The organism is Xanthomonas sp. CFBP 8445, from assembly GCF_025666235.1.
Classification (GTDB): Bacteria; Pseudomonadota; Gammaproteobacteria; order Xanthomonadales; family Xanthomonadaceae; genus Xanthomonas_A; species Xanthomonas_A indica.
Map to the genome: position 1 here is coordinate 4,402,135 of NZ_CP102594.1, position 12,671 is coordinate 4,414,805.

Here is a 12,671-nt window from a genome sequence, read left to right on the forward strand (position 1 = left end):
GGTCTCAGGCGGCGCGGGCCAGGCCGCCCAGCACCGGCAACGGCAGCTCGCGGCTCAGCGCGCGCTCCAGCACCTCGCCGGCCATGTCCAGGCAGGAGCCGCAGGTGGCACCGCAGCCCGTGCGCATGGTCAGTTCGGACACGCTGCGGCAGCCGGCTTCGGCGGCTTCGCGGATCTGGCGATCGGTGACCCCATTGCAGATGCAGACGTACACGGCAGGCTTGGCGGCGGACGGCGCGGACTGCGCCTGCCGCCATTCAAACCAAAGTGAGAATGGTTGTCAATTCCGCCCGTTAATCGTTATTAATTCGGGCCGCCCAGGGCCCGCCGCGCTTGCGCGGACGCTTGCGCGGGCGCTCGTGGCCGGCGGTATTGCCCGGTAGCCAGGCCTCCTGGGCCAGGGTCGGCATGGCGCGGATGCCGGCGCCGGCGATGGTCTGCGCCAGCGGCGCCAGGTGGCGCAGCGCCCGCGCGTAGACCCCGCGCTTGAACAGCACCACGTGCTCCACCGGGTACCAGAAATCGACCCAGCGCCAGTGGTCGAACTCCGGCGTCTCGGTCAGTTCCAGGTTCAGCTGGCTCTCGTCGCACTGCATCCGCAGCAGGAACCACACCTGCTTCTGGCCGATGCAGACCTGGCGCTCGTTGCGGCGGATGGCCCGGCTGGGCAGGCGATAGCGCAGCCAACCGGGGGTGGCGCCGAGCACTTCCACATGCTCGGGCAACAGCCCGGTTTCCTCGCGCAACTCGCGGTACATGGCCTCCACCGGGGTCTCGTCGGTGTTCATGCCGCCCTGCGGGAACTGCCAGCCGTCCCGGCGCACACGGCGTGCCCAGAACACCTGACCATCCGGCCGCATCAGCACGATGCCTACGTTCGGTCGATAGCCGTCCGGATCGATCACGATGCGGACTCCTGAAAAATCTACTGGCTCCGACTCTGCCATGGCTGCGGCCGGGCCACAAGCAGCGCAGAAACCCGTTGACAGCCGGCCGCTTCTCCATAAGAATTGGCGGTTCACCAGGGCTATGTAGCTCAGCCGGTTAGAGCACAGCACTCATAATGCTGGGGTCGGTGGTTCGAGTCCACCCATAGCCACCATGGTGTGTACGCCCAAGGCGTGCGATACTTGCAGTCCACATTGCCCCGTCGCCAAGCGGTAAGGCACCTGACTCTGACTCAGGCATTCGGTGGTTCGAATCCATCCGGGGCAGCCAAACACACAAAAAAGGCCGATCGTAAGATCGGCCTTTTTTGTGTGTTTGGCTGCGGGTTCGCGCAGGCGCGCAGCGCCTGCGCCCCACACCTTGCTGCGCAAGGCGTGGACCCCAGCCCTTCCGCCTCCACATCCCCGCGCCTGTCGGCGGGGCCCCTTGGACTCCAAGGGGCTACTCCACCAGATGGAATGCGGATCGTCGGAAGTAAGCGCGCGCCTATGAACTTCATCGGAAGCATTTCGGCAGCAGGGCGCGCGACCACGAGTTTGAGGCAGGAAACTCCCCAGCGACCCCGGATCTCCAATCAGGCTGGAGATCGCCCAAGCCCTGTGAGCAGATCCGTCGAGGCAGAGCCTCGACGACCACCACGGCACCTGCCAGCACAAACCACACCCCAGAACGACAAAAGCCCGGCCAAAGCCGGGCTTTTGCGTGGTCCCAGCAGGCTCCCGAAGGAGCCCACGCCAGGCGCGATGGATCAGCGCTTGGAGAACTGGGTGGCGCGGCGGGCCTTGTGCAGACCGACCTTCTTACGCTCGACTTCGCGGGCGTCGCGGGTCATGAAGCCGGCCTTGCGCAGCTCGCTCTTCAGGGTTTCGTCGTACTCGACCAGCGCACGGGCGATACCCAGGCGGATCGCACCGGCTTGGCCGGTGGTGCCGCCGCCGGTGGCGGTGACGACGATGTCGAAGCTCTCGGTGTTCTTGGTCAGCTCCAGCGGCTGGCGCACGATCATGCGCGCGGTCTCGCGGCCGAAGAACTCGTCCAGCGGACGGCCGTTGACGGAGATGTTGCCGGTGCCCTTGCGCAGGAACACGCGGGCAGTGGAGGACTTGCGGCGGCCAGTGCCGTAGTTTTGCGAAATCGCCATGATTAGATATCCAGAACCTGCGGCTGCTGAGCGGCGTGCGGATGCTCCGCACCGGAATAGACCTTGAGCTTGCGGTACATCGCGCGGCCCAGCGGGCCCTTGGGCAGCATGCCCTTGACCGCGATTTCGATCACGCGCTCCGGGTGGCGCTCCAGCGCCTGCTCCAGGCTCTCGGTCTTCAGGTTGCCGATGTAGCCGGTGAAGCGATGGTACTTCTTGTCCTTGAGCTTGTTGCCGGTGACGACGATCTTCTCGGCGTTGATCACCACCAGGTAATCGCCGGTATCGACGTGCGGGGTGTAGACCGGCTTGTGCTTGCCGCGCAGGCGGCGGGCCAGTTCGGTGGAAAGCCGGCCCAGCGTTTTGCCGGCGGCGTCGACGAGATACCAGTCGCGCTGGACGGTCTCGGACTTAGCAGTGAAGGTGCTCATTATAAGACTCGGTTGGTCGGGCGGATTCCTGCGGCGAACGGCCGGAACTTTGCCACGCGTTGTGAATTGCAAAAACGCAAGAGGCGAAATTCTACGTGGCCCGGCCGCGGCGCGCAAGTCCACCCCTGACCGGCGGCCGCGGGTCCGGCGGCACGCTTGGCAGTGCGCCGGCCGGGGGCCAAAATCGAGGGCCCCACCGCTTCGGGCCTTCCCCATGATCGCCAGCCGCCAGCATTCCCCGCTCGATCGCGCCCTGGTCGAGGCCCAGCGCGCGCTGGAGACCGTGTTCGGCGATCCGCCGGCGCAGCGCCCCTACCCCGCCGCGGCCACCGCCGACGTGGTGCTGGCGCCGGACGAGCGCCGCCACGCCGCCGGCCTGATGCGCATCAACCACGTCGGCGAGGTCTGCGCCCAGGGCCTGTACTTCGGCCAGGCCGCGGTCGCGCGCGATCCGGCTACCCGCGCGCACCTGCTGGAGGCGGCGCAGGAGGAGACCGACCACCTGGCCTGGTGCGCGGCGCGGCTGCGCGAGCTCGACAGCCGCCCCAGCCTGTTCAATCCGCTGTGGTACGCCGGCAGCTACGCGATCGGCACCCTGGCCGGGCTGCGCGGCGATGGCTGGAACCTGGGCTTCGTGGTCGAGACCGAGCGCCAGGTCGAGGCGCACCTGGACGAACATCTGCAGACCCTGCCGCCGGCCGACCTGCGCAGCCGCGACATACTGAACGTGATGAAGGCCGACGAGGCCCGCCACGCCGAGCACGCCGAACAGGCCGGCGCACGGCGCCTGCCGCCGCCGATCCCCACGGTCATGGCCGCCGCCTCGCGGCTGATGAAGGCCGTCGCCTATCGGCTGTAGGCGTCCGCCGGTCGGGCTGGCACCACCCCGGCTGGCATTACCGGCTCGATCGCGTTAAAGTGAACGAACGCTGACTGATTCCACGTCGGCGCACGCCGTTCGAGCCGCGGTGCGTCCCTCGTGCCGTCCGCTCTCCGAAGTACCCGCGCCGAGTCACGCACGCGTGCGCTCCGCCTGCCGATCGCCATGCCCGCATCTTCGCTCCATCTACCGTCGCCCCGCACCCGCTGGTTGTCGCGCCTGCTGTTCGCGAGCCTGTTCGCGCTCGGCGGCGGCGCCCTGCTGCATCACCTGCTCGGCGACTATCGCCAGGCCAGCGCGATCCTGCGCGACCACTCGGTCGCCACCGTGCCGGTGATCGCCGACGGTGCCTTCGGCATGCAGACCCAGCCGCTGGTGCGCTACCGCTTCCATTACGTGTTCGAGAGCAAGGGCCGCCTGCACAGCGGCGCCTTCGAAGCCAGCGGCGCCGAAGCCGCGCCGCTGCTGCTGGACGGCGCCACCGTCGAGATCGCCTACGCCAATGCCGATCCCTCGCGCTTCGGGCGCCTGGACCAGCTGCAGCACGCCGGCAATCTCGGCAGCGTGTTCACCCGCGCGATGATCGCGCTGTCGATCGCCGCGCTGCTGGCGGTGGTCGCGCACCGGATGCTGATCGGCCGGGTCCTGACCCGGCGCCGCATCGCCGCCTGAGTCCCGCGCTCGCGCGCCGCGCTCAGTGGCCGACCAGCTTCAGGCCGATCACCCCGACCACGATCAGGCCGATGCAGGCCAGCCGCGCCGGCGAGGCGCTGTCGCCGAACAGGACCACGCCGAGCATGGCCGTGCCCAGCGCCCCGATGCCGGTCCAGATCGCATAGGCGGTGCCGAGCGGGATGTGCTTGAGCGCCTGGGTCAGCAGCCACAGGCTGAGGCCGGCACCGGCCAGGGTCGCCACGGTCGGCCAGGGCCGGGTGAAGCCTTCGCTGTACTTGAGGCCGAGGGCGAAGCCGATCTCGAACAGGCCGGCCAGCAACAGGTAGATCCAGGGCATTGTCTTTCTCCGTAGACAAATCCAAATGAAAACGGCCCGATGTCTGCACATCGGGCCGCCGTCGGCAGGGGTCGCAGCGCAGGCTGCGGGCGGGCCGTCCCGCCAATGTCGCGGTCGCTTACTCGGACAGGTTGCGCCCGTGGAACAGCTCCTCGATCTCGCGCTTGAGCAGCGCCTCGATGCGCATGCGCTCCTTGAACGAGAGGTTCTTGGCCTTTTCCTCGAACAGGTACTGGTCCAGGTCGAAGTCCTTCAGGTGCATCTTGGTATGGAAGATGTTCTCCTGATAGACGTTGACGTCGAACATCTCGTAGCGCGACTTGACGTTCTTGGCCAGGAAGTTCTGGATCGAGTTGATCTTGTGGTCGATGTAGTGCTTCTTGCCCTTCACGTCGCGGGTGAAGCCGCGCACGCGGTAGTCCATGATCACGATGTCCGATTCCAGGCTCTCGATCAGGTAATTGAGGGCCTTCAGCGGCGAAATCACGCCGCAGGTGGCGACGTCGATGTCGGCGCGGAACGTGGCGATACCGTGCTGCGGATGGGTTTCCGGGTAGGTATGGACGGTGATGTGGCTCTTGTCCATGTGCGCGACCACGGCGTCGGAAATGATCTCCTTGCCCGCCGCCTTCTTGTCGATGACCGGCTCTTCGGAGATCAGGATCGTCACCGAAGCGCCCTGCGGATCGTAGTCCTGGCGCGCGATGTTGAGGATGTTGGCGCCGATGATCTCGGCCACATCGGTGAGGATCTGGGTCAGGCGATCGGCGTCGTACTGCTCGTCGATGTACTCGATGTAGCGCTGGCGCTCCTCTTCGGAAATCGCGTAGCAGACGTCGTAGATGTTGAAGCTCAACGCCTTGGTGAGGTTGTTGAAACCTTGCAGCCTCAGGCGAGGCAACGGCTTGACCACGGCGTGGATCCTCTGGAAGTGGGGGGAAAGACACTCAATTATGAGCCAAATGGCCCGACTGCGAAACGTGGCGCCCGTCTCTTGTTTGCCGCCGCGAACGCGTCCCGTTAAGCTTCAGGAATTACGCCGTAGCGAAGCCGCCATGAGCCCCGGAAACACATCGACTGCAGCACCTGTGCGCATCGCTCCAAGTCCTCTGACGTTGGACACCGCCACCATCGACCGCTTCCTGGCCCACAGCCACCGTCGCCGCTATCCGGCGCGGACGGACGTGTTCAGGCCAGGCGATCCGGCCGGCACCCTCTACTACGTCGTCAGCGGCTCGGTCAGCATCATCGCCGAGGAAGATGACGACCGCGAGTTGGTGCTGGGCTATTTCGGCAGCGGCGAGTTCGTCGGCGAGATGGGCCTGTTCATCGAATCCGACCAGCGCGAGGTGATCCTGCGCACCCGCACGCCCTGCGAGCTGGCCGAGATCAGCTACGAGCGCCTGCACCAGCTGTTCCTGGGCTCGCTGTCGTCCGATGCGCCGCGGGTGCTGTACGCGATCGGCGTGCAGCTGTCCAAGCGCCTGCTGGACACCTCGCGCAAGGCCAGCCGCCTGGCGTTCCTGGACGTCACCGACCGCATCGTGCGCACCCTGCACGACCTGGCCCAGGAGCCGGAGGCGATGAGCCACCCGCAGGGCATGCAGCTGCGCGTGTCGCGCCAGGAACTGGCGCGGCTGGTCGGCTGCTCGCGCGAGATGGCCGGCCGGGTGCTGAAGAAGCTGCAGGTCGACGGCATCCTGCATGCCCGCGGCAAGACCGTGGTGCTGTACGGCGCGCGCTGACCGCCATGGGGCGCTAGGCCCGGCGCGATGCTGCTGAGCGAGACCTTCTACTGGTTCGTGCTGGTCGGCCTGGCCGCGCAACTGGTGGACGGCGCGCTGGGCATGGCCTTCGGCCTGGTCTCCTCCTCGGTGCTGCTGAGCCTGGGCCTGCCGCCGGCGGTGGTCAGCGCCAGCGTGCACAGCGCCGAGGTGTTCACCACCGGCGCCTCCGGCCTGTCGCATCTGGCCCTGGGCAACGTCGACAAGCGGCTGTTCCTGCGCCTGGCGCTGCCGGGCATGGTCGGCGGCATCGCCGGCGCCTATGTGCTGACGCAGCTGCCGGGCGAGCTGATCCGCCCCTTCGTCTATCTGTACCTGCTCGCCCTGGCGGTGCTGATCCTGCTGCGCGCGGCCGGCCGTGCACTGCCGCGCCGCGAGGTGCAGCGGGTGCCGCTGCTGGGCTTCGTCGCCGGCCTGCTGGACGCCAGCGGCGGCGGCGGCTGGGGGCCGGTGGCGACCTCGACGCTGCTCGCCCGCGGCGGCCAGGCCCGCACCACCATCGGCACGGTCAACGCCGCCGAGTTCCTGGTGACGCTGTCGATCTCGCTGACCTTCCTGCTGACGATGGGCCTGCAGCACCTGGACATCGTGCTCGGCCTGCTGGTCGGCGGCATGCTCGCCGCGCCGCTGGCAGCGCTGTTGGTCAAGCGCGTGCGCGAGCGCTGGGTGCTGGTGGCGGTCGGCCTGCTGGTGCTGGGCATCAGCTTGTATCAGGTGGGCGGGGCGCTGTATCGCTGGCTGGGCTGACGCCCGGGAGTCGGGATTGGGGATTCGCAGGAGCGGCGTCGGCGGCACCTGACGCGGCGCTGGCCACGCATCAGGCGGTCAGGCCGCGTTCGCTTTTCCCTGGGCGGGCCGCGCGATGATCGCGGCCGGGATGCCGCCGCCGATGGCGGTGCGTCTCACCACTCCACTGCCCCGCGAGACCGCCATGCGTGCCATCCCGTTGCTCCTGGCCCTGTTGTGTCTGGCGCTGCCGGCGCCGCGCGCGCAGGCCGACGACGCCTTCGCCCGGCTCGGGCGCGGGGTCAACATCCTCGGCTACGACCCGCTGTGGAACGACCCGGCGAAGGCGCGCTTCCGCCCGCCGCTGTACCGCACGATCCGCGACGGCGGCTTCCGCACGGTCCGGGTCAACCTGCAGGCCTTCGCGCACATGGACGCCGCCAACCGGCTCGACCCGACCTGGCTGAAGACACTGGACACGGTGGTCGACCAGGCCACCGCCGCGGGCCTGAACGTGATCCTGGACGAACACGACTTCCACCCCTGCGCCGCCGATGCGGCGGTGTGCCGGACCAAGCTGCTGGCGTTCTGGAGCCAGGTCGCCCCGCGCTATCGCCACGCGCCGGCGTCGGTGCTGTTCGAGATCCTCAACGAGCCCAACGGCCAGATGACCAGCGCGGCGTGGAACGACCTGCTGCGCGATGCGCTGCAGGTCATCCGCCGCGACAACCCGACCCGCACCGTGGTGGTGGGCCCGGCCAGCAGCAATTCCTTCACCGCGCTCGACAGCCTGCGCCTGCCCGATGACGATGCGCACCTGCTGGTCACCGTGCACTACTACAACCCGTTCCGCTTCACCCACCAGGGTGCGCCGTGGGCGCCTGCGGACATCCGCGACCACACCGGCGTGGCCTGGGGCAGCGCGGCCGACCGGACCAAGCTGTACGGCGAGTTCGACCGCATCGCGGCCTGGGCCACGGCGCACCATCGGCAGGTACTGCTGGGCGAGTTCGGCGCCTACGAGCAGGCGCCGCCGGCCGATCGCCTGGCCTGGACCGTGGCCGTGGTCAATGCCGCGGAGAAGCGCCATTTCGCCTGGGCCTACTGGGAGTTCGAGGGCAGCTTCGGCGCCTACGACATCGACCGCGGCCAGTGGGTCGCGCCGCTGCACCATGCCTTGGTGGGCAGCGACAGCGCTTACGCCAGGTCCGGCGGCTGATCGCCGCAGCGGGCGCACGCAGGGCCATGCGGACGACCTTGGCCGTGACCAGCGCTGCGCGGTCGCGGCGCCGACGGCAGCAGCGGTTAGCGGCCGGCGCCCTCGCCACCGCGGTCGCGGCAGCCCCAGTTGAGGATCGGCGTGCCGGACGGCAGCAGCCGGCGGAACACCGCCACCGCGCTGTGCTTGGGATTGACCACCACCGGCGTGGCCGCGGCCTGCAGCAGCGGCAGATCGGCGGTGCTGTCGGAATAGGCCATGGCGATCTCACCGTAGCCCAGTTCGCGCAGCATGCGCATCTTTTCCTCGTTGTGGCAGTGGCGCGTGGCGGTGACCGCGCCCAGGCGCGGGCCGATCAGGCTGCCGACCACCGGCACGTCCTGGTGCGCGACGAAGCCGAGGATGGCGCGCGCCAGTTCCGGCGGCGCGCCGGTGGCGACCACGACGCGATCGCCGGCGGCGCGGTGCCGGGCGAACACCTCCAGCGCCTGCGGCAGCAGCCGCTGGCGGATCTGCGCCTGATGCTGCAGCACGTACTGGTCGATGATGCGATTGAACTCGCGGGCGCGGCGCAGACCGAAGCTGGCGATCCAGACGTAGCCGGAGATGCCGGTGCGCCGGGTCGGCAGCATCGCCACCAGCGGCCCCAGCAACGGCGTGGCCAGCACCGCGGCGGCCAGGCGCAGCGGATTGCGCTTGATCAGCCATGCGAACAAGTGGCTGCCCGAGTCGCCGTCGTAGAGGGTGTGGTCGAAATCGAACACCACCAGCGGCGCGTCGGCACGCGGCAGCGGATACGCGCCCGGGTCCTGCGCGCTCATGCCGCGAAGAACAACTGGCGCAGCGCCTCGCCCGGTTCCTCGGCGCGCATGAACGCCTCGCCGACCAGGAACGCGTGCACGCCGGCGCCGCGCATCAGCGCCACGTCGTCCGGGCCGAGGATGCCGCTTTCGGTGACCAGCAGGCGGTCGCGCGGCACCGCGTTCTGCATCGACAAGGTAGTCTGCAGCGACACCTCGAAGGTGCGCAGGTTGCGGTTGTTGATGCCGATCAGCGGCGCCGGCACCTGCAGCGCGCGCTCCAGTTCGTCGATGTCGTGCACTTCCACCAGCACGTCCATTCCCAGTTGCAGCGCCAGCGACGACAGCTCGGCCAGTTGCAGGTCGTCCAGCGCCGCCACGATCAGCAGGATGCAGTCGGCGCCGAGCGTGCGCGCCTCGTACACCTGGTACGGATCGATGGTGAAGTCCTTGCGCAGCACCGGCAGCGTGCAGGCGTCGCGCGCCTGCTGCAGATAGCGGTCGTGGCCCTGGAAGAAGTCCTCGTCGGTCAGCACCGACAGGCAGGCGGCGCCGCCGAATTCGTAGCTGACCGCGATGTCGGCCGGATGGAAGTCCGGCCGGATCACGCCCTTGGAGGGGCTGGCCTTCTTGACCTCGGCGATCACCGCCGGGTCGCCATTGGCGATGGCGGCCTGCAGCGCGCGGGCGAAGCCGCGGGTGGGCGGCATGGCCTCGGCGCGGGCGGCCAGCTCGGCCAGCGGCACGCGCGCGCTGCGCGCGGCGATCTCGTCGGCCTTGCGCGCGAGGATGGTGCGGAGAATGTCGCTGCTCATGCGGTGGGGATCCTGGGGGATGGCCGGATTATCGGCGATGTGGGGTTAAAGAAGGGATCGGGACCCGGGACCCGGGACCCGGGACCCGGGACCCGGGACCCGCAACAGCCTAGGCAGCCACGCACGTGTTGCAACTGAAGGACTGGATGGGCGAGCGCCAATCGCCCCAGATCCGCGAACTGCGCTCCTACCGGGTCCCGGGTCCCGGGTCCCGGGACCCGACCAACCGCTGCGTACACGCCACATACGCCTCCAGCTTGGCCCGCGCACGCCCATCGGCGATGGCCGCGCGCGCCAGAGCGATGCCGGCGCCGATATCGTCGGCCAGACCGGCCACGTACAGCGCCGCGCCGGCATTGAAGGCGACGATGTCCAGGGCCGGGCCCGGCACGTTGTCGAGCACGGCGCGCAGCATCGCCATCGATTCGGCGGCATCGGCGACCTTGAGGTTGCGGCTGGCCGACATGGCGATGCCGAAATCCTCCGGATGCACCTCGTACTCGCGGACCTGGCCGTCGCGCAGCTCGCCGACCAGGGTGCCGGCGCCGAGCGAGAGCTCGTCCATGTCGTCGCGGCCCCATACCACCAGTGCGCGCTCGGCACCCAGTTCCTGCAGCACGCGCGCCTGGATGCCGACGAGGTCGGGGTGGAACACGCCCATCAGGATGTTCGGCGCGCCGGCCGGGTTGGTCAGCGGGCCGAGGATGTTGAAGATGGTGCGCACGCCCATCTCGCGCCGCACCGGCGCCACCACCTTCATCGCCGGATGGTGCACGGGCGCGAACATGAAGCCGATGCCGGTGGCCGCCAGCGCCTGCGCCACCTGTTCGGGCTGCAGCTCGATCGCCGCGCCCAGCGCCTCCAGCGCGTCGGCGCTGCCGGACTTGGAAGAGACGCTGCGGTTGCCGTGCTTGGCGACCTTGGCGCCGGCCGCGGCGGCCACGAACATCGCGCAGGTGGAGATGTTGAAGGTGTGCGAGCCGTCGCCGCCGGTGCCGACGATGTCGACCATGTGGGTGCGGTCGGCGACCGGCACGGTGCGCGAGAACTCGCGCATCACCACCGCCGCGCCGGCGATCTCGCCGACCGTCTCCTTCTTGACCCGCAAGCCGGTGAGGATGGCCGCGGTCATCATCGGCGACACCTCCCCGCGCATGATCTGCCGCATCAGCCCGACCATCTCGTCGTGGAAGATCTCGCGGTGCTCGATGGTGCGCTGCAGGGCTTGCTGGGGGGTGATGGTCATGGGGAGGATCTGCTCGTAGGCTGAAATATGTGAGGCGCCGCGCCGGATGCGCTCAGCGCGCCTGCGTCGGCCGCGGCATGCGCAGGCGCCCTTGCGCCAGCACCTCGAAGTAGTCGGCCGGACCGCCGGCACGCAGCAGGGTGGCGACCGCGGCCGGATCGTAGATGCCGTCCTGCAGCGCGTGCGTGGCGATGTGCACGCCGACCACCTCGCCCAGCACCAGCCAGGTCTGGATCGGCTCGCCGCGCGCGCTCTGCAGCGGCAGCAGCTGGCTGAGGCGGCACTCGAAGCTCACCGGGCTGGCGGCCACCCGCGGCGCGCCGATCAGGCGCGAGGGCGCGGCGGTCAGGCCAGCCAGGGCGAACTCGTCGACCTCCGGCGCCACCGCGGCGGAACTGGCGTTCATCGCCTCGGCCAGCGGCCGCGTGGCCAGGTTCCAGGTGAACTCGCCCGTGGCCTCGATGTTGCGCACGCTGTCCTTCCAGCCGATGCTGGCGAAGCCGACGATCGGTGGGACGTAGTTGAAGGCGTTGAAGAAGCTGTAGGGCGCCAGGTTGGCGACGCCGTCGGCGCTGCGCGAGCCGATCCAGCCGATCGGCCGCGGCCCGACGATGGCGTTGAACGGATCGTGCGGCAACCCGTGGCCGTGGGCCGGTTCGTAGAAGTGGAAGGCGTCGGTGCGATCGTGCATCGGCAGGGTCCGGCAGTGACGGAAGGCGGGCGGCGCCGTCGCGGCGCGCTCAGCGCTCCAGGAAGTTCTTCAGCAAGGCGTGGCCATGCTCGGTGAGGATGGACTCGGGATGGAACTGCACGCCCTCGACCGGGAACTGGCGATGGCGCAGGCCCATGATCTCCTCCACCGTGCCGTCGTCGTGTTCGGTCCAGGCCGTCACTTCCAGGCAATCGGGCAGCGTGGTCTTCTCCACCACCAGCGAGTGGTAGCGGGTGGCCTCGTAGCGGTCCGGCAGGCCGGCGAACACGCCGCGGCCCTGGTGGCGGATGCGCGAGGTCTTGCCGTGCATGATGGTGCCGGCACGCACCACCTGACCGCCGTAGACCTGGCCGATGCTCTGGTGGCCCAGGCACACGCCCAGGATCGGCGTGCGCTGGCCCAGCCGCTCGATCAGTTGCAGCGACACCCCGGCCTCGTTCGGCGTGCACGGCCCCGGCGAGATGACGATGCGCTCGGGCGCCAGGCGCTCGATCTCGTCCACGCTGAGCGCGTCGTTGCGCACCACCTTGACCTCGGCGCCGAGAGCCTGCAGGTACTGCACGAGGTTGTAGGTAAAGCTGTCGTAGTTATCCAGCATCAGAACTTTCATAGGCTTAAGTCCTTGATTTAATTGCTAATTTTTTTCAACCACCGGCTGCATATACACGCTGATATACACATTTGCAGTGGATTCCAATGGCGCCTTCGGTCGGCGCCATCGAAGCGGCCCGAATCTTGGTCCGCCGTTGCCAAAGCACAACCGCCCACGCCTGCGGGCTTCTGCTGGTCTCACGGTTGGTGCTGCCACGGCGGGTCGTCCTCCGGCAGGGGACTCGTGGCTCACCGGCGCGCGAAACCATCCAAGCGCCCGCGGGGCGAGGTTGGCATAGAGGCGATGGGGAACTGGGGGCAAGACACTCTCCTTGGTGAGAGCCGCCGTGCCGGGAGCTGGGAACA

At 68.8% G+C, this 12,671-nt stretch carries 16 protein-coding genes and 2 tRNA genes; 7 read left to right on the forward strand and 11 right to left on the reverse strand.

What is annotated here, in order from left to right; translation table 11 throughout:
• Window positions 1–4 precede the first annotated feature (4 nt).
• Together NUG21_RS18975 and NUG21_RS18980 are read right to left on the reverse strand one after the other, a co-directional pair.
• On the reverse strand, window positions 5–214 hold the full coding sequence (locus tag NUG21_RS18975; RefSeq protein ID WP_160946132.1) for a (2Fe-2S)-binding protein: 210 nt from the start codon (window positions 212–214) through the stop codon (window positions 5–7).
• Window positions 215–293: 79 nt separating this feature from the next.
• A complete protein-coding gene (locus tag NUG21_RS18980; RefSeq protein WP_010341422.1) occupies window positions 294–905 on the reverse strand; it encodes an RNA pyrophosphohydrolase in 612 nt (203 codons plus the stop codon).
• Window positions 906–1,025: 120 nt separating this feature from the next.
• Here NUG21_RS18980 and NUG21_RS18985 point away from each other — a divergent pair.
• Both NUG21_RS18985 and NUG21_RS18990 read left to right on the forward strand, forming a co-directional pair.
• A tRNA-Met gene (locus NUG21_RS18985) sits at window positions 1,026–1,102 on the forward strand.
• Window positions 1,103–1,143: 41 nt separating this feature from the next.
• Window positions 1,144–1,218, forward strand: a tRNA-Gln gene (locus NUG21_RS18990).
• A 478-nt stretch (window positions 1,219–1,696) separates the two neighbouring features.
• Here the strand turns inward: NUG21_RS18990 and rpsI are convergent.
• Window positions 1,697–2,089 (reverse strand): 30S ribosomal protein S9, encoded by a 393-nt coding sequence (gene rpsI, locus NUG21_RS18995; protein ID WP_019797755.1) that lies wholly within the window; start codon window positions 2,087–2,089, stop codon window positions 1,697–1,699.
• Between the two features lie 2 nt (window positions 2,090–2,091).
• A complete protein-coding gene (gene rplM / locus NUG21_RS19000; protein WP_010341420.1) occupies window positions 2,092–2,520 on the reverse strand; it encodes a 50S ribosomal protein L13 in 429 nt (142 codons plus the stop codon).
• Between the two features lie 214 nt (window positions 2,521–2,734).
• Between rplM and coq7 the strand changes: the two genes are divergently transcribed.
• Window positions 2,735–3,379, forward strand: coding sequence for a 2-polyprenyl-3-methyl-6-methoxy-1,4-benzoquinone monooxygenase (gene coq7, locus NUG21_RS19005; protein ID WP_160946130.1), 645 nt, complete (start codon window positions 2,735–2,737; stop codon window positions 3,377–3,379).
• A 186-nt stretch (window positions 3,380–3,565) separates the two neighbouring features.
• Entirely contained in the window at window positions 3,566–4,072 is a 507-nt protein-coding gene (locus NUG21_RS19010; protein WP_237473071.1) for a hypothetical protein, read from the forward strand.
• 22 nt (window positions 4,073–4,094) lie between these two features.
• On the opposite strand, the gene NUG21_RS19015 is transcribed toward NUG21_RS19010, so the two are convergent.
• On the reverse strand, window positions 4,095–4,412 hold the full coding sequence (locus tag NUG21_RS19015) for a DMT family transporter (RefSeq protein ID WP_019795961.1): 318 nt from the start codon (window positions 4,410–4,412) through the stop codon (window positions 4,095–4,097).
• A 118-nt stretch (window positions 4,413–4,530) separates the two neighbouring features.
• A complete protein-coding gene (gene speD, locus NUG21_RS19020; RefSeq protein ID WP_017910332.1) occupies window positions 4,531–5,325 on the reverse strand; it encodes an adenosylmethionine decarboxylase in 795 nt (264 codons plus the stop codon).
• 142 nt (window positions 5,326–5,467) lie between these two features.
• On the opposite strand from speD, the gene crp reads away from it, so the two are divergent.
• From crp to NUG21_RS19035, 3 genes are all read left to right on the forward strand, one after another.
• Window positions 5,468–6,157 (forward strand): cAMP-activated global transcriptional regulator CRP, encoded by a 690-nt coding sequence (gene crp / locus NUG21_RS19025; protein WP_010341415.1) that lies wholly within the window; start codon window positions 5,468–5,470, stop codon window positions 6,155–6,157.
• A 27-nt stretch (window positions 6,158–6,184) separates the two neighbouring features.
• Window positions 6,185–6,943: a sulfite exporter TauE/SafE family protein gene (locus NUG21_RS19030; protein ID WP_160946128.1), complete on the forward strand. Its 759-nt coding sequence runs from the start codon at window positions 6,185–6,187 to the stop codon at window positions 6,941–6,943.
• A gap of 184 nt (window positions 6,944–7,127) precedes the next feature.
• A complete protein-coding gene (locus tag NUG21_RS19035; protein WP_242160199.1) occupies window positions 7,128–8,141 on the forward strand; it encodes a glycoside hydrolase family 5 protein in 1,014 nt (337 codons plus the stop codon).
• 86 nt (window positions 8,142–8,227) lie between these two features.
• Here the strand turns inward: NUG21_RS19035 and NUG21_RS19040 are convergent, their stop codons facing one another.
• The 5 genes from NUG21_RS19040 to NUG21_RS19060 form a co-directional block, all read right to left on the reverse strand.
• On the reverse strand, window positions 8,228–8,962 hold the full coding sequence (locus NUG21_RS19040) for a haloacid dehalogenase-like hydrolase (protein ID WP_242084700.1): 735 nt from the start codon (window positions 8,960–8,962) through the stop codon (window positions 8,228–8,230).
• The gene (gene trpC / locus NUG21_RS19045) at window positions 8,959–9,756 is read right to left on the reverse strand and encodes an indole-3-glycerol phosphate synthase TrpC (protein WP_263391695.1); all 798 of its coding nucleotides are present in this window, start codon (window positions 9,754–9,756) and stop codon (window positions 8,959–8,961) included. The genes NUG21_RS19040 and trpC overlap by 4 nt, the downstream gene beginning before the upstream one ends.
• 187 nt (window positions 9,757–9,943) lie before the next feature.
• A complete protein-coding gene (gene trpD / locus NUG21_RS19050) occupies window positions 9,944–11,002 on the reverse strand; it encodes an anthranilate phosphoribosyltransferase (RefSeq protein WP_263391696.1) in 1,059 nt (352 codons plus the stop codon).
• A 52-nt stretch (window positions 11,003–11,054) separates the two neighbouring features.
• Window positions 11,055–11,693 carry a flavin reductase family protein gene (locus NUG21_RS19055; protein WP_160946123.1) on the reverse strand — a complete coding sequence of 213 codons (639 nt, stop codon included), beginning with the start codon at window positions 11,691–11,693 and terminating at the stop codon, window positions 11,055–11,057.
• Between the two features lie 49 nt (window positions 11,694–11,742).
• On the reverse strand, window positions 11,743–12,324 hold the full coding sequence (locus NUG21_RS19060) for an anthranilate synthase component II (RefSeq protein WP_263391697.1): 582 nt from the start codon (window positions 12,322–12,324) through the stop codon (window positions 11,743–11,745).
• Window positions 12,325–12,671 lie beyond the last annotated feature (347 nt).